Source organism: Clostridium sp. TJA020 (assembly GCF_058310295.1).
The window spans coordinates 419,525-444,159 of the sequence record NZ_JBZEFC010000002.1 but is presented as its reverse complement, the minus strand read 5'-3'; the positions used below and the strand labels follow the sequence as shown (position 1 = coordinate 444,159).

At 26.6% G+C, this 24,635-nt stretch carries 25 protein-coding genes, 3 tRNA genes and 2 rRNA genes; 24 read left to right on the top strand and 6 right to left on the bottom strand.

Annotated features, from left to right (window positions below; translation table 11 throughout):
• From AC4FQ1_RS05955 to AC4FQ1_RS05935, 5 genes are all read left to right on the top strand, one after another.
• Positions 1-125 (top strand): 23S ribosomal RNA (locus tag AC4FQ1_RS05955); the annotation flags it as partial.
• A gap of 63 nt (positions 126-188) precedes the next feature.
• Positions 189-305, top strand: a 5S ribosomal RNA gene (rrf, locus tag AC4FQ1_RS05950).
• A 7-nt stretch (positions 306-312) separates the two neighbouring features.
• Positions 313-388, top strand: a tRNA-Phe gene (locus AC4FQ1_RS05945).
• Between the two features lie 10 nt (positions 389-398).
• Positions 399-474: transfer RNA gene (locus tag AC4FQ1_RS05940), tRNA-Ala, on the top strand.
• 245 nt (positions 475-719) lie between these two features.
• Positions 720-1,463: a peptidylprolyl isomerase gene (locus tag AC4FQ1_RS05935; protein ID WP_491169200.1), complete on the top strand. Its 744-nt coding sequence runs from the start codon at positions 720-722 to the stop codon at positions 1,461-1,463.
• 152 nt (positions 1,464-1,615) lie between these two features.
• Here the strand turns inward: AC4FQ1_RS05935 and AC4FQ1_RS05930 are convergent, their stop codons facing one another.
• The 3 genes from AC4FQ1_RS05930 to AC4FQ1_RS05920 all read right to left on the bottom strand — a co-directional run bounded on the left by AC4FQ1_RS05930 (position 1,616) and on the right by AC4FQ1_RS05920 (position 4,046).
• On the bottom strand, positions 1,616-2,281 hold the full coding sequence (locus AC4FQ1_RS05930) for an HAD family hydrolase (RefSeq protein ID WP_491169199.1): 666 nt from the start codon (positions 2,279-2,281) through the stop codon (positions 1,616-1,618).
• A gap of 85 nt (positions 2,282-2,366) precedes the next feature.
• Positions 2,367-3,713, bottom strand: a complete 1,347-nt coding sequence (locus AC4FQ1_RS05925) for a [Fe-Fe] hydrogenase large subunit C-terminal domain-containing protein (RefSeq protein WP_491169198.1) — start codon at positions 3,711-3,713, stop codon at positions 2,367-2,369.
• A gap of 257 nt (positions 3,714-3,970) precedes the next feature.
• Positions 3,971-4,046, bottom strand: a tRNA-Pro gene (locus AC4FQ1_RS05920).
• A 439-nt stretch (positions 4,047-4,485) separates the two neighbouring features.
• Between AC4FQ1_RS05920 and AC4FQ1_RS05915 the strand changes: the two genes are divergently transcribed.
• The 3 genes from AC4FQ1_RS05915 (at position 4,486) to rsmI (ending at position 7,518) form a co-directional block, all read left to right on the top strand.
• Entirely contained in the window at positions 4,486-5,784 is a 1,299-nt protein-coding gene (locus tag AC4FQ1_RS05915; protein WP_491169197.1) for a C40 family peptidase, read from the top strand.
• Positions 5,785-5,912: 128 nt separating this feature from the next.
• Complete coding sequence (locus AC4FQ1_RS05910) at positions 5,913-6,668, top strand: tRNA1(Val) (adenine(37)-N6)-methyltransferase (protein WP_491169196.1); 756 nt, start codon at positions 5,913-5,915, stop codon at positions 6,666-6,668.
• A gap of 4 nt (positions 6,669-6,672) precedes the next feature.
• Positions 6,673-7,518 carry a 16S rRNA (cytidine(1402)-2'-O)-methyltransferase gene (gene rsmI, locus AC4FQ1_RS05905; RefSeq protein ID WP_303127694.1) on the top strand — a complete coding sequence of 282 codons (846 nt, stop codon included), beginning with the start codon at positions 6,673-6,675 and terminating at the stop codon, positions 7,516-7,518.
• A gap of 91 nt (positions 7,519-7,609) precedes the next feature.
• On the opposite strand, the gene AC4FQ1_RS05900 is transcribed toward rsmI, so the two are convergent.
• Complete coding sequence (locus tag AC4FQ1_RS05900) at positions 7,610-7,849, bottom strand: AbrB/MazE/SpoVT family DNA-binding domain-containing protein (protein WP_024614332.1); 240 nt, start codon at positions 7,847-7,849, stop codon at positions 7,610-7,612.
• A 567-nt stretch (positions 7,850-8,416) separates the two neighbouring features.
• Between AC4FQ1_RS05900 and AC4FQ1_RS05895 the strand changes: the two genes are divergently transcribed.
• The 3 genes from AC4FQ1_RS05895 to AC4FQ1_RS05885 all read left to right on the top strand — a co-directional run bounded on the left by AC4FQ1_RS05895 (position 8,417) and on the right by AC4FQ1_RS05885 (position 11,548).
• Positions 8,417-9,007 (top strand): DUF1836 domain-containing protein, encoded by a 591-nt coding sequence (locus AC4FQ1_RS05895; protein WP_303127699.1) that lies wholly within the window; start codon positions 8,417-8,419, stop codon positions 9,005-9,007.
• Positions 9,008-9,086: 79 nt separating this feature from the next.
• Positions 9,087-9,236: a YvrJ family protein gene (locus AC4FQ1_RS05890; RefSeq protein ID WP_491148709.1), complete on the top strand. Its 150-nt coding sequence runs from the start codon at positions 9,087-9,089 to the stop codon at positions 9,234-9,236.
• A gap of 38 nt (positions 9,237-9,274) precedes the next feature.
• Positions 9,275-11,548: an ATP-dependent DNA helicase gene (locus AC4FQ1_RS05885; protein WP_491169195.1), complete on the top strand. Its 2,274-nt coding sequence runs from the start codon at positions 9,275-9,277 to the stop codon at positions 11,546-11,548.
• A gap of 128 nt (positions 11,549-11,676) precedes the next feature.
• On the opposite strand, the gene AC4FQ1_RS05880 is transcribed toward AC4FQ1_RS05885, so the two are convergent.
• Positions 11,677-12,555, bottom strand: a complete 879-nt coding sequence (locus tag AC4FQ1_RS05880) for an aldose 1-epimerase family protein (protein WP_491169194.1) — start codon at positions 12,553-12,555, stop codon at positions 11,677-11,679.
• Positions 12,556-12,744: 189 nt separating this feature from the next.
• On the opposite strand from AC4FQ1_RS05880, the gene AC4FQ1_RS05875 reads away from it, so the two are divergent.
• The gene (locus tag AC4FQ1_RS05875) at positions 12,745-13,593 is read left to right on the top strand and encodes a YihY/virulence factor BrkB family protein (protein WP_303127707.1); all 849 of its coding nucleotides are present in this window, start codon (positions 12,745-12,747) and stop codon (positions 13,591-13,593) included.
• Positions 13,594-13,624: 31 nt separating this feature from the next.
• Here AC4FQ1_RS05875 and galE read toward each other — a convergent pair whose 3' ends face one another.
• Entirely contained in the window at positions 13,625-14,611 is a 987-nt protein-coding gene (gene galE / locus AC4FQ1_RS05870) for a UDP-glucose 4-epimerase GalE (protein ID WP_491169193.1), read from the bottom strand.
• A 147-nt stretch (positions 14,612-14,758) separates the two neighbouring features.
• Here galE and AC4FQ1_RS05865 point away from each other — a divergent pair, with 147 nt between their 5' ends.
• The 12 genes from AC4FQ1_RS05865 (at position 14,759) to ftsX (ending at position 24,628) form a co-directional block, all read left to right on the top strand.
• Positions 14,759-15,115, top strand: coding sequence for a single-stranded DNA-binding protein (locus tag AC4FQ1_RS05865; RefSeq protein ID WP_303127713.1), 357 nt, complete (start codon positions 14,759-14,761; stop codon positions 15,113-15,115).
• Positions 15,116-15,508: 393 nt separating this feature from the next.
• Positions 15,509-15,823 (top strand): DUF6514 family protein, encoded by a 315-nt coding sequence (locus tag AC4FQ1_RS05860; protein WP_303127715.1) that lies wholly within the window; start codon positions 15,509-15,511, stop codon positions 15,821-15,823.
• A gap of 92 nt (positions 15,824-15,915) precedes the next feature.
• Positions 15,916-16,287 carry a holo-ACP synthase gene (acpS, locus tag AC4FQ1_RS05855; RefSeq protein ID WP_303127717.1) on the top strand — a complete coding sequence of 124 codons (372 nt, stop codon included), beginning with the start codon at positions 15,916-15,918 and terminating at the stop codon, positions 16,285-16,287.
• Between the two features lie 2 nt (positions 16,288-16,289).
• A complete protein-coding gene (locus tag AC4FQ1_RS05850; protein WP_491169192.1) occupies positions 16,290-17,795 on the top strand; it encodes an NAD(P)H-hydrate dehydratase in 1,506 nt (501 codons plus the stop codon).
• 60 nt (positions 17,796-17,855) lie between these two features.
• Positions 17,856-18,536, top strand: coding sequence for a germination lipoprotein GerS-related protein (locus AC4FQ1_RS05845; RefSeq protein ID WP_491169191.1), 681 nt, complete (start codon positions 17,856-17,858; stop codon positions 18,534-18,536).
• Positions 18,537-18,744: 208 nt separating this feature from the next.
• The gene (locus AC4FQ1_RS05840) at positions 18,745-18,972 is read left to right on the top strand and encodes a hypothetical protein (RefSeq protein ID WP_303127724.1); all 228 of its coding nucleotides are present in this window, start codon (positions 18,745-18,747) and stop codon (positions 18,970-18,972) included.
• Positions 18,973-18,980: 8 nt separating this feature from the next.
• The gene (locus AC4FQ1_RS05835; protein ID WP_303127726.1) at positions 18,981-19,334 is read left to right on the top strand and encodes a type II toxin-antitoxin system PemK/MazF family toxin; all 354 of its coding nucleotides are present in this window, start codon (positions 18,981-18,983) and stop codon (positions 19,332-19,334) included.
• A 288-nt stretch (positions 19,335-19,622) separates the two neighbouring features.
• Positions 19,623-20,447, top strand: coding sequence for a transketolase (locus AC4FQ1_RS05830; protein ID WP_303127729.1), 825 nt, complete (start codon positions 19,623-19,625; stop codon positions 20,445-20,447).
• A gap of 1 nt (position 20,448) precedes the next feature.
• A complete protein-coding gene (locus AC4FQ1_RS05825; RefSeq protein ID WP_303127731.1) occupies positions 20,449-21,393 on the top strand; it encodes a transketolase family protein in 945 nt (314 codons plus the stop codon).
• A 655-nt stretch (positions 21,394-22,048) separates the two neighbouring features.
• Entirely contained in the window at positions 22,049-22,903 is an 855-nt protein-coding gene (locus tag AC4FQ1_RS05820; RefSeq protein ID WP_303127733.1) for a YitT family protein, read from the top strand.
• 158 nt (positions 22,904-23,061) lie between these two features.
• Positions 23,062-23,748 (top strand): cell division ATP-binding protein FtsE, encoded by a 687-nt coding sequence (gene ftsE / locus AC4FQ1_RS05815; RefSeq protein ID WP_303127736.1) that lies wholly within the window; start codon positions 23,062-23,064, stop codon positions 23,746-23,748.
• Positions 23,738-24,628, top strand: coding sequence for a permease-like cell division protein FtsX (ftsX, locus tag AC4FQ1_RS05810; RefSeq protein ID WP_303127823.1), 891 nt, complete (start codon positions 23,738-23,740; stop codon positions 24,626-24,628). Before ftsE ends, ftsX begins: the two co-directional genes overlap by 11 nt.
• The last annotated feature ends 7 nt before the right edge of the window (positions 24,629-24,635 follow it).

Here is a 24,635-nt window from a genome sequence, read left to right as displayed (position 1 = left end):
AAGATGAGATTTCCCATAGCGTAAGCTAGTAAGACCCCTTGAAGAACACAAGGTTGATAGGTCAGGGGTGTAAGCATGGTAACATGTTCAGCTGACTGATACTAATAGGTCGAGGGCTTGACCAATAAAAACAATCAACAAAAATCATGTGCAATTTTCAGAGAACAAATCTCTTAAAAATATAAAAATCTGGTGATGATGGCATAGAGGAAACACTCCTTCCCATTCCGAACAGGAAAGTTAAGCTCTATAGCGCCAATGGTACTGCATGGGTGACCGTGTGGGAGAGTAGGACGTTGCCAGGTATGGTGTGGCTCGATAGCTCAGTCGGTAGAGCAGAGGACTGAAAATCCTCGTGTCGCTGGTTCGATTCCTGCTCGAGCCACCATACAAATTTTGGGGGTATAGCTCAGCTGGGAGAGCACCTGCCTTGCACGCAGGGGGTCAGGAGTTCGAATCTCCTTACCTCCACCAATTTTAAGATGTTCATTAGAACATCTTTTTTTACTTTTAAAAAGAATTAAATAAATTTATAAACAAATACTATAAAAACTGTGGATATTTTTATTTAAAAAGACAAAAATCTGTGGATAAATTTTAAATAATGAAGAAATTTCGTAATAAATATTTTGAAAAAATAATTTACGTTGTTAATTTATAAGTATATTGGTAAAATTAAATAGTATAATAAATTACTTATCTAAAAAGGAGAAGATAATATGGAAAACAAAATATTAGCAACAGTTGGTTCAGAAGAAATAACTGAAAAGGATTTAAATGATGTAATTTCAAAATATCCAGAAGATAGAAGATCAATGTTTGAAAATGAAAATGGAAGAAAGCAATTATTAGAGCAAATAATATCTTTTGAATTATTTAATAATTTAGGAAAAGAATTAAAGTTAAATGAAACTGATGAATATAAAGAAACTGTTGAGCGTTTAGCTAAAGAAATATTAACTCAAATGACTATTTCAAAGGTATTAGCTGATGTAACAGTTACAGATGAGGAAGCAAAGGAATTCTATGAAGCAAATAAAGAAAGATTTGAAGAACAACCTACAGTTTCAGCTAAACATATTTTAGTTGACAATGAAGGGGATGCTATAAAGATTAAAGAAGAAATCGATAATGGAATGACTTTTGAAGAAGCTGCAAGCAAGTATTCAAGCTGTCCATCAAAAGAGCAAGGTGGAAATCTTGGAGCGTTTGGTAGAGGTATGATGGTTCCTGAATTCGAAAAAGCTGCATTTGAAGCAGAAGTAGGAAAAGTGACAGAGCCAGTACAAACTCAATTTGGATATCATTTAATATTAGTTGAATCTAAGAATGATGCTAAAGTTAGACCTTTTGAAGAAGTTAAGGATGGAGTTGTTCAACAATTACTTCAAGAAAGACAACAAAGAAAATACTTAGATGTATTAAAAGAATTAGAAGGAAAATATGGCGTTACTAGAAAATAATAAGTACCTATATATTTAAAGGGAATTTTCGAAAGAGAATTCCCTTTTTGTGTACCTATATTTAAAGATTAAATTTTATAGGTTTTTTATTCTAATAATAATTTTTTATATGATATTATATTTATAATATCGTATAAAAAATAAATCAAGCTTTATATAACCATATCTTTTGATGGAATTAATTCAAAAAAGTCTGATATAAATTTATCTGATAGTGAAATTAAATTATCCTTGTCAGACAAACTTCTTTCGTCTTCTACTGCTACAACTTTCATATTAGCTTTTTTAGCACCTTTTACAGCTTGTACAATGTCTTCAAATACAATACAATTTTTAGGATTTACATTCAATTTTTTTGCAGCTAATAAATAAACATCTGGTTCATGTTTACCTACGGATACTTCATCTGTAATTGTTATAGAATCAAAATAAGAATATATTCCATTTTTCTTTAATGTTATCTCTAATAATTCTTTAGAATTACTAGTAGCTAGGCCGATTTTTATATTTGATTTTTTTAGAAAATCAAGAAATTCTTTGACACCTTTTTTTAATTTTATATTATTTGAATAATGATAATTAGCCATATCATGCCAACAATTTTTTATTTCATCTAATGAATCTTTTAGTTGGAATCTTTCTTTGAAGTATATAGCAACTTGATTAAAGCTTAAGTGTCCAATTTCAGCATTTAAATTTTCAGGAATTGGTATATTTTTATTTGTTAAATAATCAATATCTATTTTATCCCATATCCACATAGAGTCTATTAGTGTTCCATCTAGATCAAATATTGCAGCTTCTACGTTATCAAACATTCTGTACCTCCTTTTATGTTAATAAAAAACTGTAGGAATTAAAAAATAAAACCTACAGTTTATTATACAATAGTATTGAAAGCTATTAAAAATTTCTATGAAAAATTTTAGTTTTTTCTTCATCCAATAAATCTTCAAAATCATTTATACCCAATCTTTTAAATAAATCTATTATTATATCACTATGAGTTGGGATTTTTATAGGTGATGAATATGCAAATTCCTTTACATATTTAGTACCGTTATTTGTATCTATTAGTTTTTTAGGACCACCTACACATCCACCAATACAGCCCATGCCTTCGATAAAGTTAAATTTAGTATTAGAACTTTGTATTTCGGTTAACAATTCTTTACAAGATTTAACTCCACTTGCACTTTTGCCTTTAAATAGTGATGCTTTATCAGGATATAATTCTTTTACCGCATCATTTATAGCTTTAGTTACACCGTTAGCTTTTGCGTAAAGTCTACCGCATCTAGAAGCATATTCACTGGTAACGGTTTCTTGTAATTGTGATAGATCTATATTTAGGGTTTCAAATAATCCTTTAACTTCTTCAAAAGTCAAAACTAAATCAACATCACCTATTAAATCTTTTTCCCTTGCTTCAGCTTTTTTAGCTATACAAGGACCTATAAATACAACTTTTACATCGCTATTAAGATATTTTATAACTCTAGCAGCAGCTATCATTGGAGATACTGAAGGTGTTACATGTTTGACTAGAGAACTATAAACTCCTTTTATCATTCCAATCCACATTGGACAGCAACAAGAAGTTATAAGCAAATCATTGAAGCTATTTATATGACTATTAAATTCACAGGCTTCTTTTATTGTTAGCATATCAGCAGCAAATGCCACTTCTATCATATCAGTAAACCCAAGTTCTATAAAAGCAGTTCTAAGTTGATCCATTGATACATTTTCACCAAATTGACCAATTATTGCAGGAGCAACTGTTGCTATTACTTTAGTATTATTTTTCAATAATTCTAATAGTGGAAGTATTTCTATTTTTTCAAGATAATGTCCATCCTCACAACTAGAAACACAAATACCACAGTCGGTACATAAATTATTATCAATATAAATATTATTATTTTTTGAATCTTTTAATATAGCATCAAATGGACATGCTTTTTGACAAATAGTTTTGGAGTTAATATCAGTATTACAAGAATTACATTTTGAAATTTTTTCAACTAATTTAGTTTTTACTGAGTAGTCAGTAATAGATTTCTTTAAGTTATAAATAAAGTTATCTCCTTCAGGCACAGATACTCCACATAAAGATGAAATAATATGTTTTAGAGTTTCATTTGAAAAATCATTAGATTTAAGAATTTTTTCTACTTCTTTATCAAAATTATCATTATAATAAGAAGAAATTAGTTTGTTAAGTATATCTTTATACTTTTTATTCATAGATTTCACTCCTAAGAAATTAATAGTAATCATGTTAATATTATTTATATTTTTGTCAATAATAATACTTAGAATATAAATTTTTATAGATTAAGGAGTTTTTAATTTATGGTATATTTTGCATTAGGGTATATAGGGATTTTTATAATAACATTATCATTGTGTAAAGCAGCTAAATTAGGAGATAAATATATAGAAGAAAATTATAAGGAATAGATAAATAAAAAAAAGACTATGAAATACTTCATAGTCTTTTTTGGTCGGGGTGACAGGTCTCGAACCTGCGACCTCATGGTCCCAAACCATGCGCGCTACCATCTGCGCCACACCCCGTAGCGACAAAAAATATTATATATGAATAAATAAACAATGTCAATAAGTTTATAATTTATTAAAAAAGGTTACAATTTTGTAATTTATGTGTTATTATATATATGTCAATAAATTAATAGTATGTGAAAATTTTAGATATAATATTTAATTTATAAAATTACAGATTATAAATAAAATACTATGTTTATTGAAAAAAATACAATAAATTGTAATATTAATTTAAATTGTTTCAAAATTAATATTAATATATTTTTATTGCATATTACTGTAAACAATATCACATCAGAAATAAAATGTTTCAAATTTTTTATTGACCTTAATTAATATGTAATAAATTACGGTTGTACCATTTATAATGTGATGTTATAATAATAAATGTATTTTTTTACTAGATACACATTTTGAAAGGGGGGAGGTTCTAGAAAGAACCGATTAACTCATGAAGAAAAAAATAGTTGCAGCTGTTATTGCAGGTATGTTAGTTATGAATTCTGCTATCCCTGCATATGCTACACCAAGTAATAAAGAAGTGAATCAAGCAAGAGATGAATATGCTGAATTAGGAGCAAAAATTTCAGGAATACAACAAAAAATAGACGAATTAAATGTTAAAATAGAACCATTAGTTGAAAAAGTAAAAAGTAATCAAAGTGAAATAGACAGTACTAAAAAAGCAATTGATACAACTGAAAAAGAAGTTGAGAAAACTAAGGAAGATATCAAAAAACAAGAAGGTGTTTTAGGTGGAAGACTTAGAGAGCTTTATAAAAATGGTGGACAAACTAGCTACCTTTCATTAATATTTGGAGCACAAAGTCTATCAGATTTAATAGGAAAAATTGATTCTGCAAGCAGATTAGTAAATATTGATAAAGATGTTGCAGATCAATTAATTGAAAATAAAAAAGATTTAGATCAAAAAGTTACATCACTTCAAGAAAAGAATAAAAAGTTAGAAGAATTAAATGTGGAAACTAAGAAAGAATTAGCTAATTTTGAAAATTTAAAGAAAGAACAAGAAAAATTATCAGAAGATGCTAAAGTAGCACAAAAAGAATTTGATTCAAAATATCTTTCAAAGATGGAAAGACAAATTATATCAGGACAAGTTGATGTTATAAATAACTCAAATAGTTCAATTGATGCTTTAAAATCAGCAGTTTCACAATTAAAAGATTTAAAAGCTAATCAAATTAAGAGTCCAACTGTATTATCAGAAATAGATTCTGCTATATCAAAAGGACAAGATGCTATTTCTAAAAAGCAAAGAGAAGAAGCAGATAGACAAGCTGCTGCTAATAGGGGTGGATCAACAAGCAGTTCTTCATCAAATAGTGGATCATCAAACAGTGGTAGTGGATCAAATGGAGGTAGTTCATCTGTTCCATCAGCACCATCTGGAAGCGTACAAGCAGTTTTAAATGAAGCATATAAGCACCTAGGAAAGCCATATGTATTTGGAGCAACAGGACCAGATTCATTTGACTGTTCAGGATTTACAAGTTATGTATATCGTAAAGCAACAGGAATAGATATAACTAGAACTACATTTAGCCAAATTGGAGTTGGAAGACCTGTATCTAGAGATCAACTTCAACCAGGTGATTTAGTATTCCCACATACTGGACACGTTGGAATATATGTAGGTAATGGAAATATGATACATGCTCCACATACAGGAGATGTTGTAAAAGTATCACCAGTTTGGAAATTCTACGCAGCAAGAAGAGTATTATAATAAAATTTTATTTGACTTATAGAGATCTTAGAAGCTTCTAAGATCTCTTATTTTTTTATCGAGTTGTTAACTAATTTTTTATAATGTATAATTAAAAAAGAATTTTAGATGTAAAAGGATGATTACATATGCAAGTAAATAAAGATAATTTAGTAAGGTCTGATGAAAATATAGATGATTTACAACTTAATGGTTTAATGTTAATTCAAAAAAAGGACGGATTTAAATTTGGGATTGATGCTGTTCTTTTATCAGATTTTACTAATGTAAAAAAGAAACATAAAGTAATAGATTTTTGTACTGGAACTGGTATAATACCTTTTTTATTATATGGTAAATATTCACCTATACATATAACAGGAATTGAAATACAAGATGATATGGTTGAAATGGCAAAAAGAAGTGTAGAGTTGAATAATATAGATAATATTAATTTTATAAATATAGATTTAAAGGATATAAATTATTTAAAAACTTTAGAAAAAGTAGATATTGTAACTGTAAATCCTCCATATAAACTTAATAATGCAGGAATAGTTAATCCATCAGATAAATTATCAATAGCAAGACACGAAATAATGTGTAATTTAGAAGATGTTATAAAGGCTTCAAGAACTGTATTAAAAGACAATGGTAGATTATTTATGGTACATAGGCCTGAAAGACTTATAGATATTTTTATGTTAATGAGAAAATATAAAATAGAGCCAAAAAGAGTAAGAATGATTCATCCTAATAAAAATAAAGCACCTAATATAGTTTTAGTTGAAGGGCAAAGAGATGGTGGAGCATTTTTAAAATGGGATACACCTCTTTATGTTTATAATGAAAATGGAAGTTATTCAGAGGAAATAAATAGAATATATGGTAGAGAGGAGAAGTAAAAAATTGAGTAATGGAAAATTATATTTAGTACCTACACCAATAGGTAATTTAAAAGACATAACTTTAAGAGCTTTAGAAGTATTAGAAAATGCAGATGTTGTTGCGGCTGAAGATACTAGACAAACAATTAAGCTATTAAATCACTTTAATTTAAAGAAAACTTTAATTAGTTACCATATGCATAATGAACAAGGAAAAAGTAATGAAATTTTAGATAGATTAAGATTAGGAGAAAATATAGCTCTAGTAAGTGATGCAGGAATGCCAGGAATATCAGATCCAGGTAGCGTTATTGTTAAAAAGTGCATAGAACAAGGGTTAGAGTTTGAGGTTTTACCAGGAGCAACAGCTTTTGCAACAGCATTAATATATTCTGGATTAGATAGTTCAGCTTTTACGTTTAGAGGATTTATTCCAAGAGATACTAAATCAAGAAAAGTTGTTGTTGAAGAATTAAAAAATCAGAAAGAAACTTTAATTTTTTATGAGGCACCGCATAGATTATTAAGTACGCTTACATTTTTAAAAGAAAATTTTGGGAATAGAAATTTATCAGCGTGTAGGGAACTTACAAAATTGCACGAAGAAATAGTAAGAGGAAAAATTTCAGAAGTAATAGAATATTTTAATAATAACAATCCAAGAGGAGAATTCGTTCTTGTAATGGAAGGATTAACTGAAGAAGAAATAGAAAAAGAAAAAAGAGCAAGTTTTGAAGAACTTTCAATTGAAGAACATATAATAAAATATATTGAAGAAGGAATGAGCAAGAAAGATGCTATAAAAGCAGTAGCAAAAGATAGAAAAGTTCCTAAAAATGAAATATATAAGTATTCAACTAATATATAAAAAAAGGCCACTAAGAATAAACTTAGTGGCTTTAGTTTCATTATGATATAAATATATTTTAGGGGAATATATTTATATGTAATATAAAAAACTATTTTTTTAATTCTGCTAAACAATTTTTGCAGATGTTCTTTCCTTTATAGTTAACTACGTCTCTAGCGTCACCACAGAATATACAAGCTGGCTCATATTTTTTTAATATGATTTGCTCTCCATCTACATATATTTCTAAAGCATCCTTTTCTGCTATATCTAGAGTTCTTCTTAACTCTATAGGAATAACTATTCTTCCTAATTCATCTACTCTTCTAACTACACCTGTTGATTTCATATAAGTTTCCTCCTTAAATTATACACTTAATAATAAATTATCTAAAAATCCACAAATTTCGACAATTTACTATGTTATCTTACCAAAATTGTAATTTAAAGTCAACATTAAAAATATTAAGTTTTATTTAAATGCAAAATTTGCTGATAAGATTATATTAATAAATATACTACCAAAAATTAGAAATGTCAATACTTTACAAATTTAAAATAAAAGTTTACATTTATTAACTTAAAATACATTAATCTATATAAAAGTTAAATATAAATAATATAAATTAAAAAAATATGTATAAAAATAGAAAAACATTGAGATAATTAATAAATTATATAATAAATTAAATATATGAAAAAATAGAGAAAGTTGTTGAATTTTAAATATTAATTATTATAAGATAACAGAGGTATATTATTTAATAAGATAAATTCATTTTGTATAAATAAACATTTTATAAAAAACTTTTAAATAGTATAATAAAATATAATAATGGTAAAAATAACTTGTAATAAGTTTATTCATACTATATAATAAGTATTGAAACTTGTATGGAGGTAAAGGTGGTAAATAATGAATAAAAAAATTGATGCAAACTATATTAATGAACTTACTGAAGAAATGTCAAGAAGTAGTATGATTTCATATGATGAATTGCCAAAGTACGATTTATTTTTATCACAAGTTATAGATTATTTAAATGATAAATTTACTGATGATAAATATACAAATAATATAGTTCAAAATTATATTAAAAGTGAAGTTATAAGCAAGCCTGAAGATGGTAAAAAGAGAGGATATACAAAGATACATTTAGCTCAGCTTGTTTTATTAAGTTATATGAGACCTATCCTTACTACAGAAGAAATTAAAAAGGTATTTAGTTTAGCATTCAATGAAATTAATGATAGGACAGATGATATAATATCATGGGAAACAGCATATAAAATTTTTGCAGAAACGCAAAAAGAAAGCTTAGAATCATTTTTATCAAGCTCTGTAGAGACTGAAGAAAAGTTAGATAAAATAATTAAAAGTCTTAACTTAGAAAATAATGATGAAGAAAGAATTAGGATATTTTTATTAGTAGTATCTTTAATAGCACAAGCTAGTGTAATTAAAAAGTTAGTACAAAAGATAGTAAAAGAATATCATTCAGAATAGATTTTATAGATGGTTTTATACCATCTTTCTTTTTTATATTTTAAAAATATGCATATTTTTAAAATATAAGGAGGTGTTAATATTGGAAAAATTTATTGATATTATAGGAAATGTAGGTTTTCCTATTGCTATTTCATTATATTTACTTATAAGAATAGAAGGAAAACTTGAAATTTTAACTAATAGTATAAATAATTTATCTAATACAATGAACAAATTTGAAAAATAGTCATGATATTTTCCTATGTTAAGAGAGGGTGTGATATTGTGAAACGTACTGTAAGAGAGTCTGTAAGAGGATTAGTTGAGTTTATACTGAAAACTGGAAGTATAGATAATAGGTTTTCTATATCTAAAAGAGCTATTGAGGGAATAAAAGCTCACCAAAAGCTTCAAAAAAGTAATCAAACCTTATATAAAAGGTATGATAAAGAAGTGTATTTAAGTGAAGAATTCAATTTTGAAAATTTTACACTTAAGCTTTATGGTAGAGCTGATGGAATTATATATGATAATGAAGATATTATAATAGAAGAGATAAAATCTACCTATAAGCCTTTTTTAGAAATCAATGATAGGAATGAAGTGCATTGGGCGCAAGCTAAAGTTTATGGATATATGTATTTACTTAAGAATAAATTAATGAGTATATATATTCAATTAAGTTATTATCAATTAGAGTCTGACGAAGTAAAAAGCTTTAAAAGACAGTATACTTTTAGTGAATTAGAAAATTTCTTTAATGATTTAATTAATAAGTATGAAAAATATATAAAATTACAATCCGATCATAAGTATAGTAGAAATAAATCTATAAAGGAATTAAATTTTCCATTTGTTAAATATAGAGATGGTCAATTAAAAATGGCTAAGGCTGTTTATGGTACCATAAAAGAAGGAAAAGAATTATTTGTTCAAGCTCCTACGGGAATAGGTAAAACTATATCTACTATTTTCCCAGCTATAAAGGCTATAGGTGAAGGACATATAGAAAAAATATTTTATTTAACTGCTAAAACTGTAAATAAGAAAGTTGCAGAAGATACATTTAACATTTTAAGGAACAAAGGATTGAATTTTAGAAGTATAACAATAACTGCGAAACAAAAGATTTGTTTAAATGATAAGATTAGTTGTAATCCGGATGAATGCAAATATGCAATTGATTATTATGATAAAAGTAGAAATGCTATATATGAACTTTTAAAAGAGGAGAGAAATATTAATCGTGATTTAATTTTAGAAATTAGTAATAAGTATGGTATTTGTCCTTTTGAATTATCTCTTGAATTAATTAATTGGTGTGATGGGATAATTTGTGATTATAATTATATTTTTGATAAAAGAGTTGGTTTAAAAGGCGTTATTGATGATATTGGAAATGAAATTTCAGTATTAGTAGATGAAGGTCATAATCTTGTTGATAGAGCTAGGTCTATGTACTCAGCTTCCTTAAACAAAGAGAAGTTTTTAAAATTAAGAAGAAATTTAAAGAATAAAAGTAAAAAGTTATATAAAACAGTCAATAAGGTAAATTCTTATTTTATTGATTTAAGAAAAGAATGTGAAAGTATAGAAAAAAATAGTTATTATCAAACAGAAGCTCCAAAAGATTTATATAAAATTTTAAGGAGCTTTATGAATCAAAGTGAAGATGAACTTATAAAACTCAAAGATGAGCCTTATTATGACGAGTTATTAGAAGTTTATTTTGATATAAATAGTTTTTTATCTATTAGTGAAGAATATGATAAGAATTATGTAACTTATATTGAAAAGAATGGGCAAAATATAAGTATAAATTTATTTTGTGTAAACCCATCAGAAAAGATAAAAAGTATAATTAAGAAATTAAATGGAACAATAATATTTTCAGCTACATTATCACCAATTGAATATTATATAGATTTACTTGGGGGAAGTGATGAATCTTATAGGTTAAGATTAAAATCACCATTTGATAGTAAAAAATTTAATGTAAGAAGATGTTCTATAAATACAAGATTTAAATTTAGAGAATCTACAATTCAACATATAGAAAAAGAAATTAGTTATTTTTTAAGTGAAAATAAAGGAAATAGTATGATATTTTTTCCTTCATATGAATATTTAGAATTATTTATGAGAAATTCTAAATATGATTTTAATGGGTATAACCTGTTGATTCAAAAAAGAGAAATGGATGAGATAGATAAAGAAAACTTTATAAGTGAATTCAGAAACAAACAAAATATAGTTGGATTATTTGTATTAGGTGGAGTTTTTTCTGAAGGCATAGATTTACCAGGAGATATGCTAATAGGAGTAATTATTGTTGGTGTTGGATACCCTAAGATATCTATGGAAAGAGAAATAATAAAGGAATATTTTAATGAAAAAGGATATGATTATTCATATATATATCCTGGGATAAATAAAGTGTTTCAAGCGGTAGGAAGAGTAATAAGAACAGAGGATGATGAAGGTAGTGCATTATTAATAGATGATAGGTATTTTAATAAAAAATATGATAGATTATTGCCAAGTGATTGGAATTTGTAAATAAGATATATAAATTTAATTTTAAGTATAAAATAAAACCAGTAGACTTTTGTATTTCTACTGGTTTTATTTATTATATTTATAACTTTAATTACTTAATTTAAGGTTATAATTTTTGATATAAGCTTTTACTCTGATAATGTTATAGTATAGCTAACATTGAAAGTTTGGCCTATATTTAACTCTTGTATTCCTGATTTGTCTTTTAATTCACCATTAAAATCAAAGAAATCAGCATGTCCATACCAAGGTTCTATGCAAACGAATGGAGCGCCTTCAGCTTTTGACCATAATCCCATAAATGGAAAGCCTTCAAAGTTCATAGTTAGGAATTTTGAGTGGTTTTTAGATTTTAATGATATTTCATTTGATTTTAAGTTATCAAATACTAAAGCATCGTTTTTGAATAATTCCTTACTTAAATTTATTATATTTTCATTATTTAATAATTCTTTTCTATCTTTAACAAAATAGCCGTCTTTATTTAAAAGCATTGTACTAACAGTTTCTTTTTTATTAAATTCAAAGTAATAATCATCTATTGTTTCATTAGGTTCTATTGAACATAAAAATGCAGGGTGAGCACCTATTGAGAAATAGATTGTTTTATTATCTAAATTTTCTACTATATAAGATACTTTTACGCTGTTTTTTATAAGAGTATATTTAATTTTTAATGAAAATTTATAAGGATAAACTTTTAAAGTAGCCTCTGAATATTTAAGTTCAAAAGTTATAGAGTCAGAAGTTTTTTCTATCATTTCATAATTAGAAATTCTTCCAAGACCATGTTGAGGAAGTTCATAAACATTACCTTCAACTTTATACTTTCCATCTTTAACTTTACCTACAATTGGGAAAAGTACTGGTGAATGATACTTCCAATATTCTGGATTACCATTCCATAAAAATTCTGTATTACTTTTTTTTGAAATTAAATTATGTAATTCAGCTCCATAAGTACTAGCTGTGATTTTAACTAATTCATTTTCAAGTGTATATAACAAAAAATCACTCCTTTTATTTATGAAATAAATATACAGTAAATTATACTATAATTGGAAACGTTAATAAATACATAATAGATTTAATAATAAAAATAATATATAATAAATAAGTTTTGCTACAATTAATAATAAATGTTATATTATACAATAGAAATAATATAAAAAAATAATTTTTATGTTGGTGAAGATATGAAGAGTAAAAAGAAAAATGTATGCAAAAAATCTTTTTTAGATACTATGCTGTATTTGTTTGTAAAAGTAAAAAGAGATGATTTATTTGCATTAGGTTCACAAATGGCATATTATTTAATACTATCGTTTTTTCCGTTTTTAATATTTTTAATAACATTAATAGGTTTTATTAAATTAAATTCAGACCAAGTTTTATTAGGATTACAGAACCTTGTTCCAACTGCTGTATTTGAGTTAACAGCTAATACTATTGAAGAAGTTGTAAATTCACAGAATACAGGTATATTAGGAGTTTCTATTATTTTGACAATATGGTCAGCATCATCTGCTTTTAGAGCTGTAACTAAAGGGGTAAATAAAGCTTATAATATACAAGAAAATAGATCCTTTATAAAAAGATCTATAATAGGAATGTTAAGTGTGATAGCTTTAGCATTAACTATTATATGTACTTTGCTTATGCTTGTATTTGGAGATATAATAGGTAATTTTTTGAATGAATTATTACCTTTTGAGCATATAATAAATTTTATTTGGAATATTTTAAGGTATTTAATAATTATAATTATGATGATTGTAGTTTTTGCTAGTATATATAAGGTTACTCCGGCGAGGAAGGTTAAATTTATAAATGTACTTCCAGGTGCCATAATAAGCACTATTGGGTGGTTAATAGTATCATTAGGATTTTCTTTTTATATAAATAATTTTAGTCATTATTCACGATTATATGGAAGTTTATGGGCGGTTTTTGTTCTTATGATTTGGCTCTTTATAACTTCGATGGTATTTATATTTGGAGTTGAAGTTAATTCGGTTTTAGATGATGAAAAAGAAAGGATGTAATAATTATTACATCCTTTCTTTCTATTAAAAATTATTTTTCGAATCCATTTGGATGGTTTTTATGCCAATTCCAAGCAGTTTCTATTATAGTTTCAACACTATTAAATTTAGGTTTCCAATTAAGTTCTTTCACAGCTTTATCGCTTGATGCTATAAGAACAGCAGGGTCCCCAGCTCTACGTGGAGCAACTTCTGCAGGGATTGGATGGTTAGTTACTTTTCTAGCTATTTCAATCATTTCCTTAACTGAAAATCCAGTTCCATTTCCTAAATTATAAATTCTACTTTCTCCGCCATTCATAAGTCTTTCAAGTGCAAGAGAGTGAGCTGATGCTAAATCTGAAACATGGATGTAATCTCTTACGCAACTTCCATCTTCAGTATCATAGTCATCTCCAAAAATCATTATTTTTTCACGCTTTCCTAATGCTACACTAAGTATTAATGGAATTAAATGAGTTTCAGGTGAATGATCTTCTCCAATTTTTCCATTTATATGAGCTCCGGCAGCGTTAAAGTATCTAAGAGTAGTGTACTTTATACCGTAAGCGTGATCACACCATTTTAATATTTTTTCTACTAAAAGTTTAGATTCACCATAAGCATTTGTTGGAATGGTTTCACTTTCTTCTAGTATAGGAACCTCCTTAGGTTCACCATAAGTAGCTGCTGTAGAAGAAAATACTATATATTTTACGTTATGTTCTTTCATAGCTTCAAGTAAATTTATAGTTCCATAAACATTATTATTAAAGTACTTTAAAGGTTCTGTCATACTTTCACCAACTAAAGAATAAGCAGCAAAATCAATAACAGCATCTATTTTATTTTCATTAAATACTTTATTTAATACGTCTTTATCTCTTAAATCTCCTATATATAGTTTTCCTCCCAAAAGTGCATCTTTATGACCTTTTTCTAAGTTATCTAAAACAACAACATCATTTCCTTTTTCTATTAATTCTGCAACCATATGGCTTCCTATATAACCAGCACCACCGCAAACCAATATTGTCATTAAATCACTCCCTAATTATTCAATTTATAATTCTATTTACTAACATAATAATTATATCATTAAAAATTAACAAATTTAAACTATAAATATGAATAATTTTATTAATTAGGGAAATAATTCTAGGTATATTATTCAGGAGGTATATATATGAATAAAATAGTTTTATTAGGAAAATTAATTAAAGACCCTGAACTTAAACAATTAGATAATAGTGATAAAGTAAATACTAGATTTATTATTGCAGTTGAAAGAAGCTTTAAGTCATTAGATGGAGTTAGAAAATCAGATTTAATACCTATAAGTGTTTGGGGAAAAAAAGCAGAAGTAATATGTAAGTATTTAAAGAAAGGAAATTACATAAGTATAAGTGGAAGACTTAGAACTGGAAGCTATGAAGATAAGGATGGAAATAAAAAATATATAGCTGAAGTTGTTGCGGAAGATTTTAAATTTGTTGGTGGTAGAATTAATAATGTAAGTGAATATAAAAGAGAAATTAAATAAGCATAAAAAAATAAATGTAAAAAATTATAAAAAAATTTCTAGAATATATTGTAATTCATTTAGAAAGTATGTTATAATAAATTCAAGTTATGGTAACGTATTCACGTTTCAATTATGGTTGTTTAGGGGAATTATGAGAAAAAAAGAAAGCTGTGGGAGCTTTCTTTTTTTTATATCTATATGGAAAATTTATACTTAAACATTAATCGACATAGTGACAATAAAAAGTTAAAGAAAGTATTGTACTATGTAAAAAAAAATACATTTTATAGGAAAATTACGAAAGATGTCAATAAAAAAATAATTATACAAACACTCTTTGACATATTTCACACAATATCTATGATATATTGAAATAGAAGGGTTATTTTAATATATTAAAGGGGGATGGAAATGATTAAGGAGAATTTTGTATTTTCAAGAATTAACAATGGAATAGAAAGGAAGTATTATTACAAGTTAATTAAGAGTATAAGAGGAAATGAAGACGTATTTGGAATAGAAGTTGAAAGGGTAGACATAAAAGGAGATATAATCATAGATTCTTTTAAAGATTCTATTGAATTAATATCACCAGTAGAAGAAAAGGTAAAAAAATTATTAAAGATGCTTTATGATAATCAAGTATCACCTATTCATTTAATAGATATAATAGGTCCATTTGCAGATGAATATGTAAATGATTTTAAAGAAATTAATTTTAATTAATCTCATATAATATTTTTTATAAATACCTAAAAGAAATATTTATATTTATAGTAAAATATAAATATAAATGTATTTTTAAGAAGGTGAAATAATTGATATTTGGAATAGGGACAGACATTATAGAAATAAATAGAGTTGAAACTGCATCAAGGAGAAATCCAAAGTTTCTTGAGAAAATGTTTACAAAGAGAGAACTTGAGTTTTTAAATAGTAGAAAGTTTAAATCTGAGACTTTAGCTGGATCATTTTCAGTAAAGGAAGCTGTAAGTAAGGCATTAGGAACTGGGATAAGAGGTTTCACATTTAAAGATATTGAAGTTCTTAGAGATAACCTAGGAAAGCCTGAGGTTATATTAAGTGAGCATATAATAAGTATCTTTAAATTAAAAAATATAAACATACATGCTAGTATATCTCATAATAATGATACTGTAGTATCGTTTGTAGTAATAGAGGTGTTGTAAATATGGAAATTTTAAGTAGAAAAAAGTGTATGATTATAGATAAGGAAACTATAGAATGCATAGGAATTCCTTCTATTGTACTTATGGAAAATGCAGCAAATTCAATTATTAAAGAAATTGAGGAATTTGGTGATAGGGTTGTTATATTTTGTGGAGTTGGAAATAATGGTGGAGATGGCCTAGCTATAGCTAGAAAGTTACATTTACTTAACAAAAGTGTAAAAGTTATTTTAGTTGGTAATGATGAAAAATTAACTGAGGATAATAGAAAGAATCTAAAGATAGTAGAAAATATAAATATAAATGTAATTAAATTAAATAAACCAATAAATTCAATTAATAGAAGCTATATAATAGAAGAAATAAGAAATTCAGATTATGTAGTTGATGCTATATTTGGAGTAGGTTTAAATAGAGAAATAAAAGGTATATATAAAGAAGTAATAGAATTAATAAATAAGTTTTCTAAATTTACAGTTTCTATAGACATACCTTCAGGGCTAGACTCAGATACAGGAGAGATTCTTGGGGTAGCAATAAAAGCTAATAAAACATTTACTATAGAAGTTATGAAAAAAGGATTTTTTCAAACAAAAGCTGTAAACTTAATTGGTGATATAGAAATAGTAAAAATTAATATTCCAGAATTTATAAAAGAAAAAAATAGCGAAAAAACTTACATAATAGAAAAAAATAAATATAAAGAAATGATTCCAATAAGAGATATCACTGGACACAAGGGGAAATATGGCAAGGTTTTAATAATAGCAGGTAGTAAAAAATATAGTGGAGCAGCATTTATAACAACTGAAGCTTGCGTTAGAACAGGTAGTGGATTAGTTACATTATTATCTCACAAGGATATAGTAAATTCATTAAAATGTAGATTAATAGAGGCTATTGTTGATGAATATTCAATAGTTAAAGATATTAAAGATTTAAATTGCTTTGATGTAATAGCTTGTGGACCAGGACTTAGCACTGAAGAAGAAAGCGTTAAAGTATTAGATAAAATAATAAAAGAAAGCAAATGTAAACTTATTTTGGATGCAGATGCTTTAAATATAATAAGTCAAAATAAATATATGCTAGATAGTTTAAAATGTAGGGCTATAATAACACCACATCCAGGTGAATTAGCAAGATTAATAGGAGTTTCTATTAAGGAAATTGAATCAAATAGAATAGATATAACAAGAGATTTTGCAAAAAAGTATCAAATTATAGTATTACTTAAAGGGTATAATACAGTTATATCAGATGGAAAAAACACTTTTATAAATCCAACTGGAAATAGTAAGATGGCTTCAGGAGGAATGGGTGATTGCTTAACTGGAATAATAACATCATTTGTAGGTCAAAAAGTATCTATGATAGATTCTGCATTGCTTGGCGCATACATACATGGATATATAGGAGATACACTTTCAAGTTCTAGATATTCAGTTAATGCAAGAGATATAATAGAAGAATTACCAAAAACAATAGAAAAATTATGTGAAAATTAGAATAAATCTTACGTTAGCTTAATATTAGTATTAATAAACAATTAAGCTACGGAGGTTTAAATGAAAGTTTTAGATAAAATAAAAAGTAATTTTAATAAAAAACAAAAAAATGTTAAATCAAAAGATAATAATCTAAAAAAGAAATTATTAATAACAGTTTTAATGATAATACCCTTTATTTCAATAATACTTATAATATCATTAAGACATATGGTAACCCCAACTAATGAAGATATATTAAATACTGTTAAAAATTTAGATGATTATACATCTATAGTTGAATATACAATAACAAATGATAATGGAACATACAATCAAAAGGCGGAATTATCTTATTGTAAAGATAACGGTATAAGGTTAGATTTTGGGGAAGAGCTTACAAAAATATATACTGATGATAGTATAACTATGATTTACAATAAAACAAATGAAAAGTATGAGGTAGATAGAGAACTAGATAGAGTATATGACTTGGCTGCAATGAAAGAACTTTTTAAAAACCCAATTTTAGAATTTAAAGAAGGACAAGAAGAGTGGGGAGATTTAAAATATTTAAAGGTTGAGTTTGATTTAGTAACTAAAAATCTTCATATTGATAGGGCAACTTTATATATAGATAAAAATAAGAAAGAACCAATGGTTTTAAAAATATTTGATAGTAATAATAAAGAAAGAATAAAAATAGAATATAGAGAATTTTTGAATAAAAAGTTATGTGAAAAGGATAAGTTTAAAAAATAAAAATCAGCCAAAGATCAAATCAAAACATTACAAAGGGTTAAATAATTAATTTAAGTGTACATATAGGATAAAAAAATGGGTATCAAATGATTTTAAAAAAATTTAAAACAAATTTAAATATATAATACAAATCCTTTGACATTGTGACATACTTTTATATATAATTTGAATATACATAAAATTCTTTGTTGAATTAGGAGGAATTATCATGTCACGTCAAAAGGATTTAGAAAAGTTAGGTCAATTAGAAGAAAGTTGTAAATATAATGGAGATAATTTAATAGTATATATAGATAGGGAAAATAATAAAGAAATTGAGGATATTATGAAAAAAGGATATCAAGAGATGGCTTTATTAAATTTACAATTAGCTTTAATGACAGAACATGAATTAGTTGATGTTGATGATTATGAGACATGGCTTTGCGGAGTGTGATAATTCTTATGACGACTATGGTAGTAAAAAGAGGAGATATATTTTATGCTGATTTGAGCCCTGTTATTGGATCAGAACAGGGAGGGATAAGACCTGTTATCATAATTCAAAATGATATAGGTAATAGATATAGTCCTACAGTTATTGTGGCAGCTATAACATCTCAAATTAATAAAGCAAAATTACCAACACATGTTGAGATATCTTCAGAAGAATATGGGTTAAATAGAGATTCTGTAGTTCTACTAGAACAAATTAGGACATTAGATAAAAGAAGGCTTAAGGAAAAAATAGGACATATGACAGATGAAGATATGAAAAAAGTAAATAAAGCTTTATTAATAAGCTTAAATTTAATTTAAAGTAATTAACAAAATTTTAATAAAAGATGAACAAGCTATGCGAATGTAATCATTTGCGTAGCTTTTATTGTTTTATAATATCTATTAATTATATAAAAGTTCAATAAAAGATATGTAAAGGATATACTATTACAAATAGAGTATACTAAAGTGTTAAATATGAGATACTAATTCAAAATAGTATATATTATTATGTATACAAAGTGGAAAATATATGATAAAATAAAAAACGTAAATAGCGGAAAACTAAATCTATATAATGTTAAATTAATACTGGGAGGATAAAAAATGAAAATGAATAAACAAGAGCTAATGGACACAGCTAAAATTATAAGAAAAGACATAGTATCAATGTTAACTGAATCTGCATCAGGACATCCAGGTGGATCATTATCAGCTGCAGATATAGTAACAACATTATTCTTTAATGAAATGAATATTGATCCAAAAAATCCTAAAATGGAAAATAGAGATAGATTTGTTTTATCAAAAGGTCATGCTGCACCAGTTTTATACAGTGCTTTAGCAAGAAGAGGATTTTTTAGTCCAGAGGAGTTAAAAACTTTAAGAAAATTTGGTTCAAATCTTCAAGGACATCCTAATATGAATGATTTACCAGGAATAGATATGTCAACTGGATCACTTGGTCAAGGTGTATCAACTGCTGTTGGAATGGCTCTAGCAGGTAAGGTCGATAACAAAGATTATAGAGTATATGCTCTACTTGGGGATGGAGAATTAGAAGAAGGTCAAGTATGGGAAGCTGCAATGTCAGGAGCCCACTACAAATTAGATAATTTAACAATATTTATAGATTTTAATGGTCTTCAAATAGATGGAGATATAACTAAAGTAATGAACCCTTCACCAATAGATAAAAAGTTTGAAGCTTTTGGTTGGAATGTATTAGTAATAGATGGACATAATTATGATGAAATATTAGAAGCTATAGAAAAGGCTAAAAATCATAAAGGTCAACCAACTGCAATAGTATGTAAGACTGTAAAAGGAAAAGGTGTTTCATTTATGGAAAATGAAGCAAGCTGGCATGGAACAGCTCCAAGCAGAGAACAATGCGAAGAAGCTTTAAAAGAAATTGGAGGGGACAAATAATATGAGTAAAAAAATAGCAACAAGAGAATCATACGGAAAAGCATTAAAAGATTTAGCTGAAATCAACAAAAATGTTGTTGTATTAGACGCTGACCTTTCAAAATCAACAAAAACTGCAGAATTTAAATCAGTTGCACCAGAAAGATTTTTTAACATGGGAATAGCTGAAGCTAACATGATGGGTGTAGCAGCAGGTATGTCAACTTGTGGTAAAATACCTTTTGTTAGTACATTTGCTATGTTTGCTGCTGGTAGAGCATTTGAGCAAATAAGAAACTCAATTTGTTATCCAAGACTAAATGTTAAAATATGTGCAACTCATGCTGGTTTAACAGTAGGAGAAGATGGAGCTTCACACCAAGCTATTGAAGATTTATCATTAATGAGAAGTATTCCAAACATGACAGTTATAAATCCATCAGATGATGTAGAAGCGCAAGCTGCTATAAAAGCTGTTGCTGAATTTAATGGTCCTTGTTATGTAAGACTTGGAAGAGCTGCAGTTAATGTTATAAATGATAATGCTGATTATAAATTTGAAATAGGTAAAGGAGTTACTTTAAAAGAAGGTAACGATGTTACTATAATAGGAACAGGTATAATGGTTGATACAGCTATAGAAGCTGCAGAAATTTTAAAGGCTGAAGGAATAAATGCAAGAGTTTTAAATATTCATACAATAAAGCCTATAGATAAAGAACTTTTAATAAAAGCAGCTAAAGAAACTGGTGCAATAGTAACAGCAGAAGAACACAACATAATTGGTGGATTAGGTTCAGCTGTTTCAGAAGTTTTATGTGAAGAATATCCTGTACCAGTATTAAAAGTTGGTGTTATGGATACTTTTGGTGAAAGTGGAAAACCAAACGAATTATTAGAAGCTTATGGATTAACTGCAAAAAATGTAGCTGAAAAAGCAAAGAAAGCTATAAGTTACAAAAAGTAATAGAAAAAATTACCTTATTTATGATATAACAGTATAGTGAAGGCTATACTGTTATTTTTATATATAAAATTATGTATTTAAATTATGAGGGTAATATGTAGGGTGATTTAAATGGTATGGGTTCATAAAATTTAGAAACGAATTTAAATTGTATTTAATCAGAATACTTTAAGTTATGTAATAAAAGCAATAGAAAAAATTAAAAATAAGCTCCTTTAGAATATGTATTTGAATTTCAATATAAATAGTGAACTTACATTATATTAATGATTAGTTATATAAATTAGTATTGGAAAGAGATATATACAGAAATATGTATTTTATTAAATAGAATTGTTATATATAAAATTATAAATACAATAAATATATTTAACCAAGTTATTATTTTTACTAAAACTTATGATTAAAAAATTATATAATAAAAGCTATCAATAGAATAATTATGAAATTTATATACTAGAAATAAAAAGTTATTTTAAAAGTACAAGTTATTAAGCTTAGAAAATTTATAAAAGATAACAATGAAATAAGCCTTTATAATTATCAATACTTTGTTATTCAAAGGATTTTGTATCGTAGGATAGTATAATTAAAGCTAGAGAAACTAATAATAAAGTATTGAAGAATATTTTATTAAGAATTGGGGTGTTAATTAATGGAAAAGAGAGTATTAAAAGATTATGTAATAATAACATTGGGGGTAATATTAGTAGCAATATCAGTAGAATATTTCTTCGCACCAAATAACTTAGCAGCTGGAGGAGTTACTGGATTTGCTATAGTAGTAAATAATTTTATACCATCAATAGGTGTAGGTATTATAACATTAATAATAAATATTATTTTATTTGCTGTTGCATTTATATTTATAGGTGGAAATTTTGGAAGTAGAAGCGTTTATGCAACCTTAATGCTTTCAGTAGTTATGTGGATTATTGAAAAATTTCTTAATCCTTTTGCAATAACTCATGATTTAGTTATTGCTACAATAATAGGAACACTTATATCAGCTTTAGGAATAGCTTTAGTATTTAATGCTAATTCATCAACAGGTGGAACAGATATTTTAGCAAAAATTATGAATAAGTTTATGCATATTGATATTGGTAAAGCTTTATTAATAGTAGATCTTATAATTACAATTTCAGGAGCTTATGTGTTTGGATTGGATTTAGGTTTTTATTCAATGTTAAGTGTAATAATACTTGGTGTATCAGTCGATAAGTTTATAGAAGGGTTTAATTCATGTAAACAAGTAATGATTATAAGTGATCATACAGAAAAAATAAGTAAGTTTATACTAGAAGAGCTTGAAAGAAGCTATACCGCAATAAAAGGAGTAGGTGGATTTTCTAAGAAAGAAAGTTATATAATATATACAATTCTAAATAGAAATGAATTTATAAAATTAAAGAAACATATAAGAGATGTAGATAAAAGGGCTTTTATTACAGTTGGAGAAGTTCATGAAGTTTTAGGAGAAGGCTTCTCAGATATTAATGAAGCATAATTCTACAAAAAATTTAATAAGTTCTTGTAGAAATTTATCTTAATACAAAAAACTTAATAAAATATTATATTATATGTGTAGATACATGTGATATAATGGTTCTGTATAATGGACAAGGGGTTTATGGAGGAGTCCAATTTATAAGGAGTGTTTAGAGAATGATAGAATTTAAAAATGTATCTAAGGTTTATGATAATAACGTAAAAGCTCTATCAGATGTCAACGTAGAAATAGCATCAGGTGAATTTGTCTTTCTAGTTGGTCCATCAGGGGCAGGTAAATCAACATTCATAAAAATGTTATTAAAAGAAGTAGAACCTTCTTCAGGAGAAATAGTAGTTTCAGGTCAAAATTTAGCAGATATAAAGAGAAAACAAACACCATATTATAGAAGAAAAATAGGAATGGTATTCCAAGACTTTAGATTAATACCTAATCTTAATGTTTATGAAAATGTTGCCTTTGCTATGAAAGTAGTTGAAGCGGCACCAAAAGAAATAAGAAGAAGAGTTCCGATGGTGTTATCATTAGTTGGATTATCACACAAATATAAGATGTTTCCACATGAGTTATCAGGAGGAGAACAACAAAGAGTTTCTTTAGCAAGAGCAATAGTTAATAATCCATCAATTTTAATTGCTGATGAGCCTACAGGAAACCTTGACCCTGATACAGCGAAGGAAATAATGGAACTTTTAGATGATATTAATAAGGCTGGTACAACTGTTCTTATGGCAACACATGCTCAAGAGATTGTTAATGATATGAAAAAAAGAGTTATAGCTATTGAGAAAGGTGAAATTGTAAGAGACGAAAAGAGAGGTAGGTATAATGATGAAAATTAATACAGTAAATCATTTTATTTCTGATGCCTTTAAAAGCTTGAGAAGAAATAAAACTCTTTGCTTTGCATCTGTTATCACAGTACTTATTACATTTTTTGTTTTAGGTATATTCGTACTTATAAGCAAAAATGTAGGTTTAGCTCTTAATGATGTACAGTCAAAAGTAGACGTTAGAGTATACTTAAAAGATGATATCAAATTAATTGAGCAAAGAGAAGTTGAAATAAAGTTAAATGAGCTTCCAGGTGTTAAAGAAATACAATATGAATCAAAAGAACAAGCATTTAAAAATTTCCAAGAAAGCACTAAGGAAAGTAAAGGACTATTAGAAGGATATAATTTAAATAATAATCCTTTCCCAGCATCATTTGTAGTAAAATTACAAGACCCTAGTTATGCAAAATCAATAGCAGATGCTGTTCAAAGTATGCCAGGGGTTGAAAGTATAGGAAATCAACAAGATATAGTAAATACAATTACTAAAGTAGTAAATGCATTTAGAGTTTTAGGATTTGTTTTATTTGTAATACTAACTGGTGTTGCTGTATTCTTAATTATGAACACAACAAAATTAACTGTTTACTCAAGAAGAAGAGAAGTTGGTATAATGAAGTTTGTTGGAGCTACTGATTGGTTTATTAGATGGCCATTTATAATTGAAGGAATGATAATAGGGCTTATAGGTTCAGTATTAGCAATAATATTCTTAGTACTTGCATATAATGGATTTGTAAGTTGGATTTCAGATAAAGTACTATATATATCATTACTTCCAGTAAGCTATGTTGGAACTAATTTATTACTATACTTTGGATTAGGTGGATTAGTAGTTGGTGGTGTATCAAGTTATGCTTCATTAAGAAAATTCTTAATAGTATAAAATTATT